Annotated in this window: 21 protein-coding genes; 11 read left to right on the top strand and 10 right to left on the bottom strand. The window is 68.1% G+C overall.

Annotated elements, in window-relative coordinates:
• Window positions 1-186: 186 nt before the first annotated feature.
• Window positions 187-1,245 (top strand): TrmH family RNA methyltransferase, encoded by a 1,059-nt coding sequence (locus tag CA237_RS12775; RefSeq protein WP_084401341.1) that lies wholly within the window; start codon window positions 187-189, stop codon window positions 1,243-1,245.
• Window positions 1,246-1,395: 150 nt separating this feature from the next.
• Here the strand turns inward: CA237_RS12775 and CA237_RS12770 are convergent, their stop codons facing one another.
• Window positions 1,396-1,701, bottom strand: coding sequence for a chorismate mutase (locus CA237_RS12770; RefSeq protein ID WP_066688797.1), 306 nt, complete (start codon window positions 1,699-1,701; stop codon window positions 1,396-1,398).
• Between the two features lie 197 nt (window positions 1,702-1,898).
• On the opposite strand from CA237_RS12770, the gene rpsD reads away from it, so the two are divergent.
• Both rpsD and CA237_RS19695 read left to right on the top strand, forming a co-directional pair.
• Window positions 1,899-2,510, top strand: coding sequence for a 30S ribosomal protein S4 (gene rpsD, locus CA237_RS12765; RefSeq protein WP_066688799.1), 612 nt, complete (start codon window positions 1,899-1,901; stop codon window positions 2,508-2,510).
• A gap of 134 nt (window positions 2,511-2,644) precedes the next feature.
• Entirely contained in the window at window positions 2,645-2,797 is a 153-nt protein-coding gene (locus CA237_RS19695) for a hypothetical protein (RefSeq protein WP_157092687.1), read from the top strand.
• A gap of 410 nt (window positions 2,798-3,207) precedes the next feature.
• Here CA237_RS19695 and CA237_RS12760 read toward each other — a convergent pair whose 3' ends face one another.
• Together CA237_RS12760 and CA237_RS12755 are read right to left on the bottom strand one after the other, a co-directional pair.
• A complete protein-coding gene (locus CA237_RS12760) occupies window positions 3,208-3,756 on the bottom strand; it encodes a septal ring lytic transglycosylase RlpA family protein (RefSeq protein WP_066688802.1) in 549 nt (182 codons plus the stop codon).
• Entirely contained in the window at window positions 3,753-4,220 is a 468-nt protein-coding gene (locus CA237_RS12755) for a hypothetical protein (RefSeq protein ID WP_066688804.1), read from the bottom strand. Before CA237_RS12755 ends, CA237_RS12760 begins: the two co-directional genes overlap by 4 nt.
• Before the next feature lie 100 nt (window positions 4,221-4,320).
• Here CA237_RS12755 and CA237_RS12750 point away from each other — a divergent pair, with 100 nt between their 5' ends.
• From CA237_RS12750 to fucP, 5 genes are read left to right on the top strand one after another with little or no spacing between them, the layout of a single operon-like run.
• Complete coding sequence (locus CA237_RS12750) at window positions 4,321-5,430, top strand: S-(hydroxymethyl)glutathione dehydrogenase/class III alcohol dehydrogenase (protein WP_126014288.1); 1,110 nt, start codon at window positions 4,321-4,323, stop codon at window positions 5,428-5,430.
• A 59-nt stretch (window positions 5,431-5,489) separates the two neighbouring features.
• Window positions 5,490-6,497 (top strand): aldo/keto reductase, encoded by a 1,008-nt coding sequence (locus CA237_RS12745; RefSeq protein ID WP_241215492.1) that lies wholly within the window; start codon window positions 5,490-5,492, stop codon window positions 6,495-6,497.
• Window positions 6,494-7,225, top strand: coding sequence for an SDR family oxidoreductase (locus CA237_RS12740; RefSeq protein WP_126014286.1), 732 nt, complete (start codon window positions 6,494-6,496; stop codon window positions 7,223-7,225). Before CA237_RS12745 ends, CA237_RS12740 begins: the two co-directional genes overlap by 4 nt.
• The gene (locus CA237_RS12735; protein WP_126014284.1) at window positions 7,222-7,566 is read left to right on the top strand and encodes an L-rhamnose mutarotase; all 345 of its coding nucleotides are present in this window, start codon (window positions 7,222-7,224) and stop codon (window positions 7,564-7,566) included. Before CA237_RS12740 ends, CA237_RS12735 begins: the two co-directional genes overlap by 4 nt.
• The gene (gene fucP, locus CA237_RS12730; protein WP_241215491.1) at window positions 7,563-8,861 is read left to right on the top strand and encodes an L-fucose:H+ symporter permease; all 1,299 of its coding nucleotides are present in this window, start codon (window positions 7,563-7,565) and stop codon (window positions 8,859-8,861) included. Before CA237_RS12735 ends, fucP begins: the two co-directional genes overlap by 4 nt.
• Here fucP and CA237_RS12725 read toward each other — a convergent pair.
• Window positions 8,852-10,687, bottom strand: a complete 1,836-nt coding sequence (locus CA237_RS12725) for an amidohydrolase family protein (RefSeq protein WP_126014282.1) — start codon at window positions 10,685-10,687, stop codon at window positions 8,852-8,854. The two genes, fucP and CA237_RS12725, sit on opposite strands and share 10 nt — an antisense overlap.
• Window positions 10,688-10,761: 74 nt before the next feature.
• On the opposite strand from CA237_RS12725, the gene dacB reads away from it, so the two are divergent.
• The 3 genes from dacB (at window position 10,762) to purU (ending at window position 16,694) form a co-directional block, all read left to right on the top strand.
• On the top strand, window positions 10,762-12,165 hold the full coding sequence (gene dacB / locus CA237_RS12720; protein ID WP_066688813.1) for a D-alanyl-D-alanine carboxypeptidase/D-alanyl-D-alanine-endopeptidase: 1,404 nt from the start codon (window positions 10,762-10,764) through the stop codon (window positions 12,163-12,165).
• Window positions 12,166-12,329: 164 nt separating this feature from the next.
• A complete protein-coding gene (locus CA237_RS12715) occupies window positions 12,330-15,347 on the top strand; it encodes a TonB-dependent receptor (protein ID WP_126014280.1) in 3,018 nt (1,005 codons plus the stop codon).
• 495 nt (window positions 15,348-15,842) lie between these two features.
• On the top strand, window positions 15,843-16,694 hold the full coding sequence (gene purU, locus CA237_RS12710) for a formyltetrahydrofolate deformylase (protein WP_066688996.1): 852 nt from the start codon (window positions 15,843-15,845) through the stop codon (window positions 16,692-16,694).
• A gap of 41 nt (window positions 16,695-16,735) precedes the next feature.
• Here purU and phbB read toward each other — a convergent pair whose 3' ends face one another.
• The 6 genes from phbB to CA237_RS12680 form a co-directional block, all read right to left on the bottom strand.
• A complete protein-coding gene (gene phbB / locus CA237_RS12705; RefSeq protein ID WP_126014278.1) occupies window positions 16,736-17,458 on the bottom strand; it encodes an acetoacetyl-CoA reductase in 723 nt (240 codons plus the stop codon).
• A gap of 31 nt (window positions 17,459-17,489) precedes the next feature.
• Window positions 17,490-18,497: a ferrochelatase gene (gene hemH, locus CA237_RS12700; RefSeq protein WP_126014276.1), complete on the bottom strand. Its 1,008-nt coding sequence runs from the start codon at window positions 18,495-18,497 to the stop codon at window positions 17,490-17,492.
• A 269-nt stretch (window positions 18,498-18,766) separates the two neighbouring features.
• Window positions 18,767-20,998: a molybdopterin cofactor-binding domain-containing protein gene (locus tag CA237_RS12695; RefSeq protein ID WP_066688824.1), complete on the bottom strand. Its 2,232-nt coding sequence runs from the start codon at window positions 20,996-20,998 to the stop codon at window positions 18,767-18,769.
• Between the two features lie 293 nt (window positions 20,999-21,291).
• Window positions 21,292-21,612, bottom strand: a complete 321-nt coding sequence (gene grxD, locus CA237_RS12690) for a Grx4 family monothiol glutaredoxin (protein WP_066688826.1) — start codon at window positions 21,610-21,612, stop codon at window positions 21,292-21,294.
• 31 nt (window positions 21,613-21,643) lie between these two features.
• Window positions 21,644-21,880, bottom strand: a complete 237-nt coding sequence (locus CA237_RS12685; RefSeq protein ID WP_066688828.1) for a BolA family transcriptional regulator — start codon at window positions 21,878-21,880, stop codon at window positions 21,644-21,646.
• 1 nt (window position 21,881) lies between these two features.
• Window positions 21,882-22,205: a DUF1476 domain-containing protein gene (locus CA237_RS12680; RefSeq protein WP_126014274.1), complete on the bottom strand. Its 324-nt coding sequence runs from the start codon at window positions 22,203-22,205 to the stop codon at window positions 21,882-21,884.
• Between the last annotated feature and the right edge of the window lie 28 nt (window positions 22,206-22,233).

Raw genomic sequence — 22,233 nt, 5'->3', positions numbered from 1 at the left:
CCCTGCCCCTGCCCCTGCCCACTCCGTTCAGTTCGAGCAGCTTCGAGCCTGTCGAGAAGAGGGGTAGGTCGCTTGGGGCACCCCCTTCCCCCCATCCGGTTCGGGCAGTAGGACATCAGCCTTCCCGCCACCGTTCGTCCTGAGTAGCGGCTGAGCGAAGTCGAAGACGCGTATCGAAGGACCGCCATGAGTTTCGCCACGTACATGCTCCATTGCGCCGACGGAAAATATTATGTCGGGCATACGGACGATCTGGAACGGCGGATCGCACAGCATCAGTCCGGCGAAATTCCGGGTTTTACTGCCAGCCGGCTGCCCGTCGAACTGGTCTGGAGCGAGAGCTTCCCCACGCGCGAGGAAGCAGTCGCCGCCGAAACCCGCCTGAAGGGATGGTCGCGTGCGAAGAAAAAAGCGCTGATAGGTGCCGATTGGGCTACCGTCAGCGCGCTTGCCCGCAAGTCCTTCGATACGGGTCTTCGACAGGCTCAGCCCCTACTCAGGACAAACGGCGAGAAAGCCGAAGATGTCGGGAAGCCACCCGTCATCGTCCTCGTCCGCCCGCAACTCGGCCAGAATATCGGCAAGGCCGCGCGCGCCATGCTGAACTTCGGCCTCGTCGAAATGCGCCTCGTCGCCCCGCGCGACGGCTGGCCCAATCCCGAAGCCGGCCCCGCCGCCAGCGGCGCCGACCAGGTGCTGCGTGACGCCACCGTCTACGACACCGTCGCCGAAGCGGTCGCCGACTGCGCGCATGTCTACGCCACCACCGTCCGCAAGCGCGGCATCACCAAGCCGGTCGTCACCCCAGAAGCCGCCGCGCAGGCGATCCGCGCCGAACCGGGCCGCTCGGCGATCCTGTTCGGCCCCGAACGCTCCGGCCTCGAAACCGACGACGTCGCGCTGGCCCGCACCATCCTGACCGTACCGATCAACCCCGAATTCGGCTCGCTCAACCTCGCCCAGGCGGTGATCCTCGTCGCGTACGAATGGTCGAAGGGCGAAGGGCTGGCCAGCCCGCCGACCGTCGACCTGGGCGCCCCCGCCCCGCACCAGGAGTTGGAGGGCATGATCGGCCAGCTCGACGACATGCTGGAAGCCGCGCGCTTCTTCTATCCCCCCGAACGCGCGGCGACCTCGCGCCGGACGCTCAGGACGCTGCTGACGAAGGCCGGCTGGACGTCGCAGGAAGTGCGGACGATGCGCGGGGTGCTGTCGGCGCTGGATGGGGCGAAACGGCGGCGATAATACTCGAAATCCGTTCGGTTCGAGCAGGTTCGAGCTTGTCGAGAAGCGTCCGTCGAGAACGCGCCGCTTGGGGCACCCCCTTCTCGACTACGGTTCTCGACAGGCTCGAACCTGCGCTCGAAGCAAACGGAGTAGGGAATGGGAAAGGACCTACCCCCGCATAGCGTCGAACCGCGCCAACTCATACGCGATCGACCCCTCGACCAGCCGCTCCCACAGCTCCGCCACGACATCCTCCGGCACGCCCATCGCGACCGCCGCCGCCCGCGCGTTCGCAATGACCTCAGCCTTGCGCCCCTCGTCCCGCACCGCCTCGCGCCCCGGCTTGATCCGCGCCGCCGCGTCCATATAGGCAAAGCGCCGGGCCAGCAGCGCGACCAGTTCGCGGTCGAGGGCGTCCACGCCGGCGCGGACTTCGGTCATGGTGGTGCACTGGGGGCCGGGAAGGATCGTCATGGCCGAATGCTGTGGCGTGCCACGCCCGCCCTGTCCAGCTTGACTCCTTGCACGCACCCGGCTAACCGCGCCGCTTCGCAATTCGGCCCCGCATTCCCGGTGAAGCGGTGGCCCCGACCCAGGTCGGAGGCGAAGACCGGGAGCCGCGATCGTCCCCGGACGGTCAAACGTCATACCAGATTGCATTGGAAATACCCATGTCGAAGCGCTCCAGCGCCAAGTACAAGCTCGATCGCCGCCTTGGCGAGAATATCTGGGGTCGTCCCAAGAGCCCGGTGAACAAGCGTGAATATGGCCCCGGCCAGCACGGTCAGCGTCGCAAGGGCAAGATGTCGGACTTCGGCATCCAGCTGCGCGCGAAGCAGAAGCTGAAGGGCTATTACGGCGACGTCACCGAAAAGCAGTTCAAGCGCACCTATGAAGAAGCGTCGCGCATGAAGGGCGACACCGGTCAGAACCTGATCGGCCTGCTCGAACAGCGCCTCGACATGATCGTGTACCGTGCGAAGTTCGCGCCGACCGTGTTCGCCGCGCGCCAGCTGGTCAGCCACGGCCACGTCCGCGTCAACGGCGTGAAGTGCAACATCGCGTCGCGCCGCTGCTATGTCGGCGACGAAATCTCGCTGGGCACCAAGGCGCAGGAAATGGCGCTGGTCCTCGAAGCGCAGACCCTCGCCGAGCGTGACGTGCCCGAGTACATCGGCACCGACGGCACCAAGGTCACCTTCACCCGCGTTCCGACGCTGGACGAAGTGCCCTATCCGGTGAAGATGGAACCGAACCTGGTGGTGGAATTCTACTCGCGCTGACGTCGCGCTGAGCCAAGGTCCAGCAAAGCTGGACCAAGGCACCACCTCAGCGCGACCGGCCGGCGGGGCCGAGGCCCCGACCGACGGGTTTCGAGGTGCGGAATGCCCCGCATTCCGCAGACCATGCCGGGGGCATGGTCGACCTCGAAGCCGGCTTCGCCCATGGCGCTGGCAGAAAAAAAGGGCGGCCCCGCAAGAGGCCGCCCTTTCTGCGTCTGCGCACCGCGCTCGGCGTCCCGGTACAGGCCGAACAGGACAAAAGGCTGGCCGGCATGCAGGCCCAATAACCACTTTCCTACAACGCGCCGGCACGACACGATCGCACCGGGCTCGTCTACCCGACGCTCTTTGACATCGCCGCCATACAACCGAAGCCGATACGGTCGGCAATTCGGCACTACCTCCCGTCACCCTGGGCTCGACCCGGGGTCCCGCTTCTCTCCAACGGCAGCGGGATCAGCGGGACCCCGGATCGAGCCCGGGGTGACGACGATGTTCGCGGTGCGCGTCCCGACCTGGAGCATCGCCCGCCTGTCGCTCCGGCGCGCCTGATGCGAACACGCGACGAAAACGCGGCGAGTGTGAACTTAGTGAACTTTGACCCACGCCGCGGCCTGCCGGTCAGCAGACCCCGCCCCCGAACCGAACGCCACGCAACTACGTCACTAGTGTGAACTTAGTGAACTTTGGACCGCCGCTACAGCCCGCTCGCCCGCAGCTGCGCCCGCAAATTGGCCCGCGTCGCCTCGTCCACCGGCGGCAATTCGCGCGCCGCCTTGCCCCGGCGCAGCCGTGCCCGGTCGCGCTCGCTGGGCGACACCACCCGCACGCGAACCGGGACTACACCCTGCCCGCGCGCGCCCAGCGCCTCGGCGGCACCCTTCGACAGGTCGAGGATTCGCCGCCGCCCGGCAAACGGCCCGCGATCGTTGACTCGCACCAATATCCGCCGCCCGGTGTCGAGCGCGGTCACCTCGACATAGCTCGGCAGCGGCAGCGTGGTGTGCGCCGCGCTCACCCCGCCCGGCCGGAACCGCTCGCCATTGGCCGTCCGCCTGCCCGACTCGCTGCCATACCAGCTGGCCAGCCCCAGCATGTCGTAGCTCGGATCGACCGCCGGGACATAGGTCGTCCCCCGCACCCGGTACGGCGCGCCGATCTTGACCGCCGCATCGCTGACCGGCCGATAGTCGCCGCCGGCACACCCCGAGAGCGCCGCCGCCAGCAGAACCCAGCCGTGCTTCATCGCCGGATGGCGACCGGTGGCGGCGACGGCATCTGGGCATGCGGCACGACCATGCCGTCCTCGCGCACCATCCGCTCACCCTCGCAACGGAACCGCAACACCCGCATCGGCTGCGTCCAGGGGCCAAGGATCGTCAGTTCATCCTCCCGCATCATCGTGATCCCGCTCGCCGCCGGATAACGCCGCGCCGCCCGCGTCGCGATGGCGGTCAGCCGCGCCCGGCACGTTGCGGCATCGGCCAGCACGGGTTCGCCGCCGAACACGCCCTTGCCACCGACGAATGCCGATGCGTGCGGCAACGCCTCGATCGGCAGCGCCAGCGGCTTGCCCGTCGGCAGGAACATCATCTGCCCCGTACCGCCCGGCCGGACCGGCGGCGAATAGATCGCGGTCATCGGCACCCCGCCGTCCCCCGTCGCACATCCGCCCAGCACCAGCATGGCGATCGTGAAAATCCTGCGCATCTGTCCTCCCTTCCGCCCGATCGTGCGAACGATAGCCCCGGCGGCCCCTTGCCGATACCCATCCCCGCCCGCTACGCCGCACGCGATAAGGAGACGCCCCATGAAGACCCGCGCCGCCGTCGCTTTCGAAGCGAAGCGCCCCCTCGAAATCGTCGAGCTCGACCTCGAAGGCCCGAAGCCCGGCGAGGTACTGATCGAGATCATGGCGACCGGCATTTGCCATACCGACGCCTACACGCTCGACGGGCTGGATTCGGAAGGCATCTTCCCCAGCGTGCTGGGCCATGAGGGCGCGGGCATCGTTCGCGAAGTCGGCGCCGGCGTGACCAGTGTCTCGGTCGGCGACCACGTCATTCCACTCTACACCCCCGAATGCCGCCAGTGTAAGTCGTGCCTGTCGGGCAAGACCAACCTGTGCACCGCAATCCGCGCGACGCAGGGCAAGGGGCTGATGCCCGACGGCACGACCCGCTTCAGCTACAAGGGGCAGCCGATCTACCATTATATGGGCTGCTCGACCTTCTCGAACTTCACCGTCCTGCCCGAGATCGCGGTCGCGAAGATCCGCGAGGACGCGCCGTTCCAGACCAGCTGCTATGTCGGCTGCGGCGTCACCACCGGCGTCGGCGCGGTGGTCAACACCGCCAAGGTCGCACCGGGCGACAATATCATCGTCTTCGGCCTGGGCGGTATCGGGCTGAACGTGCTGCAGGGCGCGAAGATGGCCGGCGCGAACATGATCGTCGGCGTCGACATCAACCCCGACCGCGAGGAATGGGGCCGTCGCTTCGGCATGACCCATTTCGTGAACCCGAAGGACGTATCCGGCGACCTCGTCCAGCACCTCGTCGCGCTGACCGATGGTGGGGCGGACTATACGTTCGATTGCACCGGCAATACCGACGTCATGCGCCAGGCGTTGGAGGCGTGCCATCGTGGCTGGGGCACCAGCATCATCATCGGCGTGGCCGAAGCGGGCAAGGAAATCGCCACCCGCCCCTTCCAGCTGGTGACGGGACGCAACTGGCGCGGCACCGCGTTCGGCGGAGCCAAGGGCCGGACCGACGTGCCGAAGATCGTCGACTGGTATATGAACGGCAAGATCGAGATCGACCCGATGATCACCCATGTCCTTGAGCTGGAGGATATCAACAAGGGGTTCGACCTGATGCACGCCGGGGAGAGCATCCGCTCGGTCGTCGTCTACTGATCCAAATCGTTTTGACAGGTGAAATTTCTTCGCGAATATATGCGGAGAGAGGATAGGTGATGATGCACGGGCTGGTCCCCGCCAAGCTGGGTTTTGGCGGGGCCGCGATCGGGAACCTGTATCGGCCGGTCGGTGATGACGCCGCCCGTGCCACGATCGACGCCGCCTGGGATCGGGGCATTCGCTGCTTCGATACCGCGCCGCATTACGGCTTCGGCCTGTCCGAACGGCGGCTGGGCGGGGCGCTGGCCGCGCTCGATCCCGATGGGCAGGCGTTCGTTTCGACCAAGGTCGGCCGGGTGTTGCGCCCGGCCCCCGACCGCGACCTGTCCGCCGAGCGACAGGGGTTCGTCTCCCCCGAACCGGTCGAAAGCGCGTTCGACTATTCGCGCGCCGGCGTGCTCTCCTCGTTCGACGCCAGCCGCGACCGGCTGCGCCGCGACCGGATCGACCTGTTGCTGGCGCATGATCTGGGCGCGCTGACCCATGGCGCGGACGCCCCGGCGCAGATGGCGACCTTTCTCGACGGCGGCTATCCGGCGATGCGCAGCCTGCGCGATGCGGGTGTGGTCGGCGCGATCGGCATCGGCGTGAACGAGATCGCGGTGTGCGAGGAACTGCTCGACCGGATCGAACTGGACGTCATCCTGCTGGCCGGGCGCTACACGCTGCTCGAACAGGCCGCGCTCGACACGCTGCTCCCACGCTGCGCGGCCAAGGGCGTGCAGGTGATCGTCGGCGGCCCCTATAATTCGGGTATCCTCGCCTCGGGCGCCGGGCCGGATGCGCGCTACAATTACGAGGCGCCGCCCGCCGACGTCACCCGCCGGGTCGACGCCATCGCCGCGATCTGTGCGCGCCATGCGGTCCCGATGGCCGCCGCCGCGCTGCAATTCCCGATGGCGCATCCGGTCGTGACCGCGGTGATCCCCGGCATGGCGGACGCGGACGAGGTGGCGCAGGCGACGACGCTGGCGACAATGCCGCTGCCGCCCGCGCTATGGACCGACCTGATCGACGCCGGCCTGATCCGCGCCGACGCCCCCATCCCTACGGAGACCGCATGACCCGCCTGTCTGGCAAGACCGCCATCGTCACCGCCGCGGCGCAGGGCATCGGCCGCGCCGCCGCCGAACTGTTCGCTCGCGAAGGCGCCCGCGTCCTCGCACTGGACATCAACGCCGACGCGCTGGCGACGCTGGAGGGCTGCGAGGCGCATGCCGTCGATCTGATGGACGGCCAGGCGATCAAGGACTTTGCCGGGCAGGTCGGCGCGGTCGACATCCTGTTCAACTGCGCGGGCTTCGTCCATGCCGGCACGATCCTGACGACCGAGGAAGTCGATTGGGACTTCAGCTTCGACCTGAACGTCCGCTCGCAATTTCGCCTGATCCGCGCGCTGCTGCCGGCGATGATCGCGAACGGCGGCGGATCGATCGTCAACATGTCCTCGGTCGCCAGCCATGTGATCGCGGTGCCGAACCGCTTCGTCTATACCGCGTCGAAGGCGGCGGTGATCGGCCTCACCAAATCGGTCGCGCTCGATTTCGTGGGGTCTGGTATCCGCTGCAACGCGATCTGCCCCGGCACGGTCCAGTCGCCCTCGCTCGAAGAACGCATGGCCGCGACCGGCGATGCGGAGGCCGCCCGCGCCGCGTTTACCGCGCGCCAGCCGATGGGGCGGCTGGGCCGTGCCGAGGAGATTGCCGAGCTGGCGCTGTACCTCGCCTCCGACGCATCGTCCTACACCACCGGCGCGGTCCATGTGATCGACGGCGGCTGGTCGAACGCATGATCCGCGTCCTGACCCTTGACCTGGTCGACGATGCGGCGGCAATCGCGGAGTATGAACGCTGGCACCAGCCCGGCAACGTGCCCGCGCCCGTGCTGGCCGCGATCCGCGCTTCGGGGGTTCAGCAGATGGAGATTTTCCGCACCGGTACGCGCCTCGTAATGACGATGACCGTCGCCCCCGATTTCGATCCCGCGGCCAAGGCGAATGCCGACGCCGCCGATCCGGAGGTCGCGGCATGGGAGGCGCGGATGGGCCGGTTCCAACGCGCGCTGCCAGCCGCGCCGGACGGCAGCCGCTGGACGCCGATGACGCCGATCTTCGCCCTGAGCGACCATCCATGATGCCCCCCGCCGCCCCGCCCGCCGCCGCCGATACCGGGACCGGGCGGCGCTTCGTGACGCCGGGCTATGCCGCCGGCTTCGCGGTGGTGGTCAGCCTGTTCTTCCTCTGGGCGGTCGCCAATAATTTCAACGACCTGCTGATCCGCCAATTCCAGAAGGCATTGGACCTCAATCGCGCGCAGGCGGGCCTCGTCCAGTTCGCCTTCTATATCGGCTATTTCGTGATGGCGCTGCCCGCCGGGCTGGTGCTGCGCCGCTTCGGCTATCGCGCGGGCATCCTCGCGGGGCTCGGCTTCTACGCGGTCGGCGCGTTGCTCTTCTATCCGGCGGCGGAGGTCCGCGAATATGCCGCGTTCCTGGGCGCGCTGTTCGTCATCGCCTCGGGCGCGGCGTTCCTCGAAACCGCGGCCAATCCCTATATCGTCGCGTTCGGCGATCCGGCGCGTGCCGAACAGCGGCTGAACCTCGCGCAGGCGTTCAACGGCCTCGGCGGCGCGATCGCCCCGGTCATCGGCGCCCGCTTCATCTTCTCGGGCGTCGAGCATGACAGCGCGACCCTCGACGCCATGTCTCCCGCCGCCCTTGCCGCCTATCGCGCGGCCGAGGCGCAGATGGTGCAGCTGCCCTATCTCGTGCTCGCCGGCATCGTGGTGCTGATCGCGCTGGCCGTCGCCATCGTCCGCCTGCCCGACGTGCCGCGCGAGACCGGCGGCAACCCCTGGCAGGGGCTGCGGTCGGTATGGGGCGTCCGCGCCCTGCGCTGGGCAGTCGTCGCGCAATTCTTCTATGTCGGCGCGCAGGTCGGGGTGTGGAGCTTCTTCATCGACGTGGTGAAGACGATCAGCCCGGCCACGCCCGAACGACAGGCGGCCTATCTACTGTCGATCAGCCTCGCGCTGTTCCTCGCCGGACGGCTGATCGGCACGATCCTGATGCACCGCATCGCCGCCACGCGGCTGCTGGCCGCCTTCGCCATCGCCAATATCGCGCTGATGCTGGTCGCGGCCCTCGCCCATGGCATGACCGCCATCTATGCGCTGGCGCTCAGCAGCTTCTTCATGTCGATCATGTTCCCGACCATCTTCTCGCTCGGCGTCCGCGACCTGGGACCTCGCGCACCGCTGGGGGCGCCGCTGATCGTGATGGCGGTGATCGGCGGGGCGGTGTTCCCACCGCTGATGGGCTGGCTGAGCCATGGCATCGTCTCAATCCAGACCGCGATGCTGGTGCCATGCCTGTCCTTCGCGGTGGTGCTGGCCTTTGCGCTGACCGTGCCGCGTAGCGTTCAGCGGTAGAAGCGGACCTTCGCCAGTTCGAGCCACGCCCGCCCACCCGGCTCCCCGGTCAGGCGAAAGGCGACGCTGCGTAGCCGGGTGACGTCGAGCGGCGCGTCGCCACTGGCAAAGGCGCTGAACGGCAGCCGGATTTCCCGCCGCTCGCCGCTCGCTTCGAACAACGCCCGCCCCGCCCCGCGCGCGCCATAGACGTCGAAGGCGACACCGTAGCGGCCGGCCCCGCGCGCCTCGAACGCGATGCCGGTAAAGCCGCGTGCGTCGGCAACGTCGATCGCCCCCTTCGTCAACGGCAGCACCAACGCGGCGAACGGCCGGTCCGCCGCGCCCAGCCGCGCCACCGCGAACAGGTGCGGATCGTGCGGACGATCGGGCCGCACGATGTCGAGCCGGCTGTGATCGGTCCCCGGCTCGGTGCTTTCGACCGGCAGCGTGTCGAGATCGGTCCGCCCGTCGCCCCGCGCGCCGGTATCGATCGGCCCGGCCATCGCGTGCACCGGCATCGGCGTCGCCTCGGACGAATTGATCCGCTGCCGCAACGCCTCGAGCGGCATCTCCCGCCCGGCGACGAACACCCGACGAACATCGTGCAGGTCGTCGATCGACACGTCCGGCCGCCCGCCAACCAGTATCAGGTCGGCCCGCTGACCGACCGCGATCCGGCCATGGTCGCGCTGGCGCAAGATGTCCGCCGCCCCGCCGGTCGCCGCGACCAGCGCCTCGGCCGGCGTCAGCCCTAGTCCGGCCAGCAGTCGCGTCTCCCGCACCGCGCTCGACCCGTGATAAACGCCGCCGATCCCGGCATCGGTGCCGACGCCGATGCGGATACCCGCCGCGTGCAGCGCGCGGACATTGGCCTGCAGGATCGCCCAGCGCTTCGATTCCAGTTCGGGGATCGCCTCGACCGGGCGGGCCATCCGCGCCGCCTCCGCCGCCCGTTCCGGCGCGGCGAGGTGCCGCCACTCCAGCGGTACGAACGTCCGGTTCTGCTGCGGTTCGTACACCACCAGGGTCGGTACATAAGCGACGTGGTTCGCTTTCATCAGCGCGATCAGCTCGGCATCGACCGGCGCGTCGCCGATGCCATGCCCCAGCGCATCGACCCCGGCGGCGGCGGCGACCTTCGCCCCCGCCAGCGTCACCGTATGGGTAATGACCGGCAGCCCCGCCGCATGGGCATCCGCGACGATCGCCGCCAGTGTCGGCACGTTCATGCTGGCCAGATCGGGCGAGCGGCCGTAGCGCCAGCCATCGGCGAACACCTTGATGACGTCGGGCCGGTACGCCAGCGCGGTCTTCATCGCGACATGCGCCGCGCGCGGGGTCGTCGCGGTCAGCGTGAAGAAGCTGCCCCAGCCATATTCGGTGCCATGTCCGCCCGGCACACCCAACCGGATGGCGAGGTTCAGCCGCGGCGTGGGAATGGTCCCATCGGCGGCAATGGCGCGGATCGGCGCAAGCATCTCACCCGACAGCGAAAAATCGTTGGCGCTGGTGATCCCGTTCGCCAGATGCGAGCCCCACGCCTTGCCCAGATCGTCGGGACTGCCATAGCCCGACGCGCGCAAATGGGTGTGCAGGTCGTGCAGCCCGGGCAGCAGCGTCAGCCCGCGCGCATCGACCACCCGCGCCCTGCGCGGTCGCTTCAGCCGGGGTCCGACCGCAGCGATCCGGTCGCCGACGATCAGCACATCCCCCGCCACCGCCGGCGCTCCGGTGCCGTCAAACACCCGCGCACCCCGGATCAGCACCGCCTCCGCGCCGGCCGCCGGCCGGTCGGCAGCGATCAGCAGCAGGGGCAGCAGCGCGAGCAGGAGACGGACGAGCATGGCTCCATGTGTACCGGCTATACCGCGCGCGTCCAACGGTTGCGCGGACCGGGGGGCGGCGTAGGATGCCGCTCATGCAGACGATACAAGCGATCATCATCGGAGCGGCGGGCGCCATGCTGGCGGCGGCGGCGCCCGATCCGGCGGTGGAGACGGCGGTGCGCGCGGCGCTGGCCAAGGCACCGGCCGGCACCCGTTTCGGCATGGTGGTGCGCGATGCCGCGGGCGTCGAACAGGTAGCGATCGAGCCGGACCGGCGCTTCGTACCTGCTTCGAATACCAAGATTTTCACGACGCTGGCGAGCTTTGCCACCCTGCCGCTCGACGCCGCCGACGATGGCGGCGCGGGGGTGCGGATGGAGGGACGCGACGTCGTGCTGGTGGGGGCGGGCGATGCGCGGCTGTCGAGCGCGGCGGATTGCCAGGTCGACTGCCTGGCGACGCTGGCCGATGCGGTGGCGGCGAAGACCCGGGTGGTGGGCGATGTGATCGGCGACGACAGCCGCTTTCCCGACCAGCGCTGGTCGCCCGGCATGGGGTGGAACAACATGGCCGGGCGCTATGGCACCGCCACCTCCGCGCTGACGCTGGACGACAACGAACTGGTCCTGACCGTTACCGCTAAGGGCGACCGCGCGGTAGTCGGCGGGTCGGATTATTACCGTATCGACAACCGGATACGGGTGGGCACGACCAATGCGGTGGCGTTCGAGCGGATGCCGGGGAGCGACGTGTTGCGGCTGTCGGGGACGGTCGCGCCGGGGCCGGGGGTGACGGTCAGGACCGGGGTGGAGGACGCGGCGCATCATGCGGCGTGGATGTTCGCGAAGTTGTTGCGCGAGCGGGGTGTCCGGGTGACCGGGAGCGTGGCGGTCCGCCACCGGCCGCACCGGGCGGAGGAGGATGGCGGGGTCGTCGAAGGTGCCACTTTGCCGCCGATGTTGGCACGCCTGCAGCCCGGACCGCTGATCGAGGATGTGACGGTCACCAACAAGGCCAGCCAGAACCTGCACGCCGAACTGCTGCTGCGCCGGATCGGACGCGTCGGCGGCGGCGGGTCGATCGGCGACGGGTTGAAGCGGGTCGAGGCGATGATGGCATCGGCCGGCGTACCGCGGTCCGCATGGGACCTGTCGGACGGGTCGGGCATGTCGACCTATAACCGGGTCACCCCGCGCGCGATGGTGACGCTGCTGACCTGGGCGCAGGCGCAACCCTGGGGCGCGCGGTGGATCGAGACGCTGCCGGTCGGCGGAGTCGACGGCACGCTGTCGCGCCGGTTCCGCGACACGCCGCTCGCCGGGAAGATCCACGCCAAGACCGGCACGCTGAGCGGCGTGTCGGCACTGGCCGGCACGATGACGGCCGCGAGCGGGCAGACGCTGACCTTCGCGCTCTATGCCAACGACAATCCCGACGGCACCTCCGCCACGCCGACGATGGACGCCGCGCTGCTGGCGGCGGCGGCCGCGCTATAGCCGGGCGTTATGGCGTTCCCATCAAATTTGGGTGAGTGTTACCGTAACGCTACGGTTCCGTGAAAACTCGCTGAACGCCCCCTTCCGCACCGCCACGCTTTTGTTGCTTACTATTGCTGACAGCCGCTCACGGGGAATGGCGGCGCAGGCTTGGGGGCAAGACTATGCGGGCTGGCAAGGCAATGATGCTGGTGGGCGGATCGCTGTTCGCCGCGATGATGGCGACCGGAAGCGCTGGCGCACAGACGGTCAGCGAGGGGGTCACGACGCAGGAGGCGGCCACGCCGACCGGTGTCGCGGTGCAAACTTCGGAAGCGTCGAAGGCGGACGACGGCGAAATCCTGGTCACCGGTTCGCGGATCAAGCGCGACCCCAATAACAGTTCGCTGCCGCTGCAGATCATCAGCAATGCCGAAATCGAACGCAACGCGATCGCCAGCCCGGAACAGCTGATCGGCCTGCTGACCAGCAACGGCACCGGCGCCGACAACCTCGCCTCCAACGCCGATGTGACGACAGGCGCGCAGCGCGGCACCAACGGGCTGTCGGCGGCGAACCTGCGCGGTCAGGGGTCGGCGGCGACCCTCGTCCTGCTCAACAGCCGCCGCGTCGCGGCGCACGGCTTGTCCGGCGCAGCGGTCGACGTGAACCAGATTCCGTTCGCCGCGATCGAGCGGGTCGAGGTGCTGAAGGACGGCGCCTCGGCAATCTATGGCACCGACGCGATCGGCGGCGTCATCAACTTCATCACCCGCACCGATTACCAGGGCGTCGGCGCGATGGGGGCGAGCGACATCACCGAACAGGGCGATGGCGCGATCTACCGCGTGTCGGCGATCGCCGGCTATGGCGATCTGGACGATCAGGGGTTCAACGTGATGGGCGCGGTCGCCTATCGCTGGAACAACATCCTGTTCGGCGCCAATCGCGACTTCGTGAACGGCAACCAGCCAGAGCGCGGCCTGTCGGTCGACACGCGCGGCACGCCGATCGCCACCGCCTTTCCGCTCAATCGCTCCACCCTGCAAGGCAGCACGCTGGCGGGCGGCACGCTGCTGGGCGGGACTGCAACCGCGCAGTTGCTGAACGGCCTCGTCATCCCCGGCACCACCACGGCGGCGACCGGCGGCATCAACATCCTCGACCTGCCCGGCGGGGCGGGATGCGAGTCGATGGACGGCGGCATGGCGTATGACGACGCGCTGTGGAACAACGTGTCGGCGCGCTATGCCTGCGCGTGGGATACGGGCCGCGCGGCGGTGATCCAGCAGCCGATCAAGACGCTGACCTACCTCGCCCGCGCCGTCGCGCGCGTGGCGGAGGATCACCAGCTCTCGGTCGAGGTCACCGGGTCCAACGCCAATTCGGCCAAGCTGTTCTCCAACGCGCAGGTGTCGAGCAACACGACCAATTTCCAGGTCGCGTATCCGCTCAACGGCCTGACCGCGCCGACCTATAACGCGGTCTATAATGCGATCCGCGGCACCTTCCCGGCGGTCGCCGCCAATTACGGCAAGCCGATCGCCTTCCGCTGGCGCTGCATCGCCTGCGGCCCGCGCGAGTACGAAACCGATACCAAGACGATTCGCGTCACGCTGGCCGCCGAAGGGCCGCTGTGGGCCGGATGGGATTATCGCGCGGGCGGGTCGTACGCCAAGAGCGAGGCCAGCTCGACGCTGGGCAGCGGCTATTATTATCGCGGCACTTTGAACAGCGGCGCCTATGACCCGCTGGCGCCGACCGCGCCGGGGGCGAGCGGGCCGGGCCTTGCCGGGCTGCTCAACAGCGGCATCCTCAACCCCTTCTCGATCAACCAGAGCGACGCCGCGCTGGCGGGGCTTGCCGCCGTGTCGGCCGAAGGGGCGACGCTGTACGGCGGGCGCTATGAGGTGAAGCAGATCGACTATTCGATCGCCGGCCCGCTGTTCCGCCTGCCCGGCGGCAAGGCGCAGCTGGCCGCCGGCATCGATTTCCGCAGCGAAACCTACAGCTTCAACGGATCGGAAGCGGCGGCCGCCGCCGCGCCGGTCATCTTCCTCGCGGCATTCGACAATGTGAACGCGCTGCGCCGGCGCAACCGGCAGGTGAAGGCCGCCTATGCCGAATTGCTGCTGCCGCTGTTCCGCGGGTTCGAACTGAACGCGGCGGCACGCATCGACGATTATGGCGATTTCGGCACCAGCACCAATCCCAAGGTGTCGGCGAAGTGGCGTCCGTGGGAACCGCTGATGTTCCGCGGATCGTTCAGCACCGGGTTCCGCGTGCCGACCTTCAACCAGATCTTCAACGGCCTGACCGATTCACCCTATTCGGGCCGCGACCTCGCCGATCCGGTGCGCTGCCCCGGCGGCATCCCCAACACGACCAACCCGGCCTGCCAGGCGGTGCAGCCCAACATCTATACCGGCGGCAATCCGAACCTGGGGCCGGAAAGCGCCAAGATGTTCAGCGCGGGCGTGGTCATCCAGCCGGCGCCCAAGTTCAGCGCCTCGGTCGATTTCTGGGCGATCAATGTCGACGACACGATCCAGCTGCTGACCGAACGCGAGCTGATCGACAATGCCGGACTGTTCGCCGATCGCTTCCTCCGCAACCCGGCGGGCGAGCTGGTCGTGATCGACCGGCGCTGGATCAATGCCGGTGCGCGCCGCACCCAGGGCCTCGAGCTGACTGCGCGCGGCGGCGTCGACGGGCTGGGCGGCAGCTTCCTCGCCGGGATCGACGGCACCTACATGCTGCGCCGGCGCGAAAAGCTGACCGAGAATTCGCCCTATGGTCCCAGCCTGATCGGTGTGTTCAGCTTTGCCGGCGACCTGAGCCTCAAGTGGAAGCACAACGCGTTCGTCAGCTATACCAACGATGCGGTGACGATCGCGCTGACCCAGCTGTATCGCGACGGATACAAGAACCAGGCGCTGCCGGGCATCGCGGCGGGCACGGTCACGCGGCCGGGATTCAACGAATATGTGAAGCCCTATGTGACCTATAACCTCGCGGTCAGCTTCCTGAATCTCGGCAACAAGGCGACGCGCCTGACGCTGGGGGTGAAGAACCTGTTCGACGTCGATCCGCCATTTGCGATCACCTATGATTCGAACACCGGGTCGGGCGGCGCATGGGAACCGCGCGTCGCCGATCCGCGCGGCCGGGCGTTTACGGTGCAGGCGGATGTGAAGTTCTAGGGGGGCAGCATTGAGTAGGACCGTTCGTGCTGAGTAGGGGCTGAGCGAAGTCGAAGACCCGTATCTAAGCATCTGCGCACAGCGGTCCTTCGATACGCCGCTTCGACAAGCTCAGCGGCTACTCAGGACGAACGGTTCCATCGTATCCTCAGAGTTCGGGCGCGCGCGATATACAACCGGCTGGCCATGGAGCCAGCCGTCCTGACGCTGCCCTCATCCCAATCCGTTTGCTTCGAGCGCAGGTTCGAGCCTGTCGAGAACCGAAGTCGAGAAGGGGCTGCCCCAAGCACCGGGTTCTCGACCGACGCTTCTCGACAAGCTCGAAGCTGCTCGAACCGAACGGCATGGGGCCGAGGCGTCACCTTCCCGCGTGGACCGAGGCAGGGCAACACCCCGCCACCCCACCCGATACAAACGCTATCTTTACCCGCCACCGCGATGCAGCCACAGCGGCGCAACCGACCGCAAGCACCGGTCGACACGGGGGGACGCTTCTTGACCAGCATCTACACGCTTCGGCTGCAATGCCCGGACCGGCCGGGGCTGGTGGCGAAGGTGGCCGGGTTCCTCGCCGAGCGCGGCGCGAATATCGTCGATGCGCAGCAGTTCGACGATGCGCTCTCCAGCCAGTTCTTCATGCGGGTCGCGTTCACCGCCGACGTGCCGATCGACCAGTTACGTACCGAGTTCGCGGCGATAGCGCAGGCGTCGGGCATGGAGTGGTCGCTGCGCGATCAGGCGACACCCAAGCGGGTGCTGCTGATGGTGTCCAAATGGGACCATTGCCTCGTCGATCTGCTCTATCGCGCGCGGCTGGGCGAATTGCCGATGGAGGTCGTCGCGGTCGCGTCCAACCATCCGCGCGAATTGCTGCACGGGTCGCTGATCGGCGACATTCCGTTCCACCACCTGCCCGTCACGCGAGAGACGAAGGCGGCGCAGGAGGCGCAGGTCAAGCGGCTGGTCGAGGATAGCGGCGCGGAACTGGTCGTCCTCGCGCGCTATATGCAGATCCTGTCGGACGATCTGGCGGCGTTCCTGTCGGGGCGCTGCATCAACATCCATCACAGCTTCCTGCCCGGTTTCAAGGGCGCGAAACCCTATCATCAGGCGCATGCGCGGGGCGTGAAGATGATCGGCGCGACGGCGCATTACGTCACGGCGGATTTGGACGAGGGACCGATCATCCATCAGGATGTCGAGCCGATCAGCCATGCCGACACGCCCGACGACCTGATCCGCAAGGGCCGCGATATCGAACGGCGCGTACTGGCCGAAGCGGTGCGGCTGCACCTGAACGACCGGGTGTTTCCGCACGGCGCGCGGACGGTGGTGTTTCGCGGCTGAAGGGGAGAGCGGGACGGCGATGGCCGCCCCGCGCCGCCCGGTCAGTACATGTGCTGGCCGCCGTTGATGCTGAGCGTCGAGCCGGTGACGAAGCCGCCCTCTTCCGAACACAGGAACGCGACGCCGCGCGCGATCTCGCTCGCCTGACCCAGGCGACCGACCGGGATCTTCGCCACGATCTTTTCGAGCACGTCGGCCGGGACCGCCGCGACCATGTCGGTATCGACATAGCCCGGCGCGATCGCGTTCACCGTGACCCCGAAGCGCGCGCCTTCCTGTGCCAGCGCCTTGGTGAAGCCGTGGATGCCCGACTTGGCGGCGGCGTAGTTCACCTGGCCGTACTGGCCCGCCTGCCCGTTGATCGAGCCGATGTTGACGATGCGGCCCCATTTGCGGTCGCGCATGCCGGGGAAGGTCGCCTTGGCAAGATTGAAGCAGCCGCCCAGGTTCGTGCGGATGACATCGTCCCACATGTCGTACGTCATCTTCAGCAGCGTGCCGTCGCGGGTGATGCCGGCATTGTTGACGACGATGTCGACCGGGCCGATCGCTTCCTCGACCGCCTTCACGCCGGCCTGGGTCGCTTCGAAATCGCCCACGTCCCACTTGAAGGCAGCAATGCCGGTGCGGTCGGTGAACGCCTTCGCCTTTTCGTCGTTGCCGGCATAGTTGGCGGCGACGGTGACGCCCATGTCCTTGAGCGCAAGGCTGATCGCCTCACCGATCCCGCGCGTGCCGCCGGTGACGATCGCTACCCGTGCCATGCATTCTCTCCTACGAAAGTTTGACCCCCTGCTAGGCCGGGTCGATCCAACCCGCAAGTTCGCGCGCGATAATGTTGCGCAACATTTTATTACCGGTCGGCTCGGCATTCAGGCACGGAAGATAGGCGAAATCGGTCCCGCCGGCTTCCTCGAAGCTTTCCTTGCCGCGGATCGCCAGTTCCTCGAGCGTCTCCAGACAGTCGGCCGAAAAGCCCGGCGCGAAGATCGCGACGCGGCGCTTGCCGGCCTTGGCCAGTTCGACCAGCGTCTCGTCGGTCGCCGGGCCCAGCCATTTGGCCGGGCCGAATCGCGACTGGAACGCGACGGTCAGCGGACGGCCCAGCGCCTCCGACACCAGCCGCGCGGTCTTCTGGCAATGGCAGTAATAGGGATCGCCGATTTCAAGGGTACGCCTGGGCATGCCATGGAAACTTGCGACGATCGCATCGGGTTCGAAGGTCAGCTTCGCGAGATCCTCGCGCAGCGTCGTCGCCAGCGCGTTAATATAGAGCGGGTCGTCATAATAGGGCGGCAGGGTGCGGATCGCCGGCTGCCAGCGCAGTTTCGCCAGATGCGCGAACGCCTTGTCGTTCGCCGTCGCGGTCGTTGCTGCGCAATATTGCGGGTAGAGCGGGGCGAGCAGGATGCGGTCGCAGCCCCGTTCGCGCAGATGCTCGATCCGGCTGGCGATCGACGGATTGCCGTAGCGCATCGCCCAGTCGATCACGACGCCGTCGCCGAACGCCCCCTGCATCGCTTCCGACTGCGCGCGGGTGATCGCCGCGAGCGGGGAGCCGTGCTCGCTCCATACCTGCTGATAGGCATGGGCCGATTTCTTCGGGCGGGTGTTCAGGATGATGCCGCGCAGGATCGGCTGCCACGCGATCGGCGGGATTTCCACGACGCGCCGGTCGGACAGGAACTCCGCCAGGTAACGCTTGACCGAGCGCGGCGACGGATCGTCGGGCGTGCCGAGGTTCATCAGCAGCACGCCGATGCGGCGCTTCGGGATGGCGGGGTGATTCGAGGGGCGTTCCATGCGCCGGTTTAACGCGCGACGCCGGGGTTCGGGGCAAGCTGTATTTTGGGGCGGGCTACGCGCCCAATTTCAAAAGAAGAAGTGGTTCGCGCAGAGACGCGGAGGCGCAGAGGGGATGCGCCGGCGGCATCGTTTCGCGCGTAAGCGCATGCAGCACCATGGCATAGCGGCCACCATAGTCTTCCGATCACGAGACGGCACTGCAAACGCAACCTCTCTGCGCCTCCGCGTCTCTGCACGAAATCTAATCCTTCTTCGTTACGCCGCCCTCACCCCAGCAACGGCAGCGACCGATAGCGCCGACCCGTAGCGGCGTGGAGCGCGTTGGCTATGGCGGGGGCGACCACCGGCACCGCCAGTTCGCTGACCCCGCCCGGATCGGCGTCGGAGTCGACGATCTCGATCATGATCTCCGGACTGTCGGCAAGCCGCGGCAGGTTCATGCCGCCGAACCCGCGCACATCGGGCAGATTGGCCGCAAAGCCGGTCGAAGCGCCGGTCGCCATCGCCATGCCGAACAACAGCCCGCCCTCGATCTGTTGGCGCACAAGGTCAGGATTGATGACCCGCCCGCAATCGACCGCGACGACCAGCCGGTCGACCTTCACCCGCTGGTTGTCGCCGATATGCGCCTCCGCCATGCAGGCGATGGCCGATCCCCGCATCCGGTGGCAGGCGATGCCCTGCGCGCTGCCCGGCACCCCGCCCTGCCAGCCGCCCATCGTGGCGACGGTCGACAGGCAGCGGGCCAGCGCCACGTCGCCGCCCAGCATCGCGATGCGAAACGAATGCGCCTCCATCCCCGCGAACCCGGCCAGTTCGTCGAGGAAACATTCGGTGAAGAACGCGGTGTAGCTATGCGCGCCCGACCGCCACCATCCGGCGGGCAATCCCAGGTCGGCGGGGTGGTGGTCGACCGCAAGGTTGGGGATGCCATAGGGCGGCACCGCGCCATCGGTCGCCAGCGCATCGCCGCGGTCGCCGGGCAATGCCATCGCCAGCGACGCCGCGACATCGCCGCCGAGCAGCAGCCGCGCCAGGTCGCGGCCGGTGCGCGGCGCCGCGACCTGTGCCCGCCAGCCCAGGATCGTGCCGCCCCGTCCCAACCGCGCGGTCATCCGCGCGGCGGCGGGCGCGCGGTAGCGATCGGCGAGGCAATCCTCGCCGCGCGACCAGGTCAGCTGCACCGGCTTTTCCAGCTTGCGCGCCAGCACCGCCGCCTGTTCGGCGACGCGATGGTCGAGGTTCGCGCCGAACGATCCGCCGGCGATGGTCGGGTGCAGCACGACCCGATCCTCAGCGATGCCGATCGCGCGGGCGGCGGCGGCACGCGCCAGCGTCGGCGCCTGGGTCGGCATCCACAGGGTCAGCGTGCCGTCGCTCCAGTCGGCGGTGGCGCTGGTCGGCTCGATCGCGCCGTGCAGCGCGGCGGCAACGCGGTACGTCGCGGTCTGCGTCCGCCCGCCGGTGAACGCGGCGTCGATGTCGCCCGCCTCGTGCACCCGCGCCCCCTCCCCCGACAAGGCGGTGTCGAGTGCGGTGGCGATCGACGCATTGTCGACCAGCCCGTGCGTTTCGAAACGCGGCGCCATCGCATCGACCGCGCGGTTCGCCGCCCACCAGGTCGTGGCCGCAGCGGCGACCCAGCGGTCGGTTTCCACCACGCTGACGACACCCGGCACGGCATCCGCCGCCGGCTTGTCGATGCTCAGCAGCCGCGTGTCGCCGATCGGCCCCTGCCGGATCGAGGCGAAGACCATGCCGGGTTTGCGCACATCGGCGGCGAAGGTCGCGCTGCCATCGACCTTGGCCGGGGCGTCCAGTCGCGGCTGCGCCGTGCCGACCAGCCGCTTTTCGTCGCCGACGCGGTAGGGCAGTTCGCCGCCGGGCAGGCTTTCGCCCGCCGCCGCTGCCGCCAGCACGCCGAAGCGTTCGCGGCGTTCGCCCATCACCACGAAGCCGTCCGCCGTCCCGCAACTGCGCCAGTCGCCACCCCATGCCCGCGCCGCCGCCTTGCACAGCAACACGCGTGCCGCCGCGCCGGCTTCCCTGAGCGGCGCTTCGAACCGGCGGATCGAGGTCGACCCGGCGGTCAGCATCAACGCGGTGCGTTCGGCATGGGCCGCGCGGGTAGCGGCGGGCAGCAGCGCCAGCGCGTCACCAAACAGGATGCCAGCGGCCAGCGGATTGGCGTAGAGCGGGTTGATCGGCGCCGCCTCCACCGCGACGGTGCGCCAGTCCGCGCCCAGTTCGTCGGCGACGATCTGCGGCAGGGCGGTATAGACGCCCTGCCCATGCTCCGCCTGTGGCACGGCGACGGTGACCTGCCCATCGGCGCCGATCTTGAGATATGGGCCGAAGATGCTCTCCCCCTCCGCCGCCGCCAGATTGACGCCATAGCGCCGCGGCCACAGCCCCCAGGCGACAATCAACCCGACCCCGGCCCCGCCCCCGATCAGCAGGCGGCGACGGGTGATGCGGGGGGTGGTCGGTTCGGCCATGGGGTTGCCGTAGCAAATGCTCCCCGATGTGGGGAGGGGGCGTGGGGTGGCGGGTTAGGTCGTGAACCCTTCCGCCTCAAACGTCACCCCGGGCTTGACCCGAGGTCCCGCTTGCTGAGCCTCGCCGTGAACGTCACCCCAGCGAAGGCCGGGATCTCCCCGTTGCAGCACGGGGCAGGAGCCGCTCGATGCCCCAGCCTTCGCTGGGGCGACGGTTTGGGGTGCCGTCAGGAAGAAGAAGCGGGACCCCGGATCGAGCCCGGGGTGACGGAGGGTTCCGGGAGAGGCGGCTTTTACGCCGCCTTGCCGCCCAGCAGCTCGGCCAGCTCGCCGCTCTCGTACATTTCCATCATGATGTCAGACCCGCCGACGAATTCGCCGTTGACATAGAGTTGCGGAATGGTCGGCCAGTCCGAATAGGCCTTGATGCCCTGGCGGATGCCCTGGTCCTGCAGCACGTCGACGCTTTCGAACTGGGTGTTCAGGTGGTTAAGGATTGCAACCGCGCGGCTGGAAAAGCCGCACTGCGGGAATAGCGGGCTGCCCTTCATGAACAGCACCACCGGGTTGTTCTTCACCACCGCGTCGATGCGGGCATGGGTATCGTCGGTCATTGTCATTTCCTTTTGGCGCCGTGTCGGCGATTCAATCCTGGGGAACGGCAGTGGTCAGTTGCAGCGCATGGAGTTCGCCCCCCATCCGCCCGCCGAGCGCGGCATAGACCGCGCGCTGCTGCGCGATGCGCGGCTTACCCCGGAAACTTCCCGACACGACCCGCGCGGCATAATGGTCGCCGTCGCCCGCCAGATCGGTGATCTCGACCACGGCATCGGGGATCGCGGCGACGATCAATGCCTCGATCGCCTGTGCTTCCATCGGCATGTCAGATGCTTCCGAGCAGCTGGCGACGCGCCTCGACATCGCAATCGGCCATCGCCTGGCGAATCTGCGCTTCGTCGGTATCGACACCCGCGGCGGCGAGGTCGGACAGCAGCTTGCGGATCACGTCGTCGTCGCCGACTTCCTCGAAATCGGCCTGCACGACCGAGGTCGCATAGGCATCGGTCTCGGCCGGGGTCAGCTCCATCCGCTCGGCCGCCCATTGGCCCAGCAGCTTGTTGCGCCGTGCCGTCACCCGAAACGCAATTTCGCCATCGCGGGCGAATTTGGCTTCAAAGGCACGTTCCCGGTCGTCGAACGTCGTCATCGCATTCCCCTACTCATCCCTCCTTCGC

The sequence above is a fragment of the Sphingomonas sp. ABOLH genome (genome assembly GCF_003951715.1).
GTDB classification, from domain to species: domain Bacteria; phylum Pseudomonadota; class Alphaproteobacteria; order Sphingomonadales; family Sphingomonadaceae; genus Sphingomonas; species Sphingomonas hankookensis_A.
Note: the sequence above shows the minus strand (reverse complement) of the source record. Positions and strands in the feature narration are given on the sequence as shown.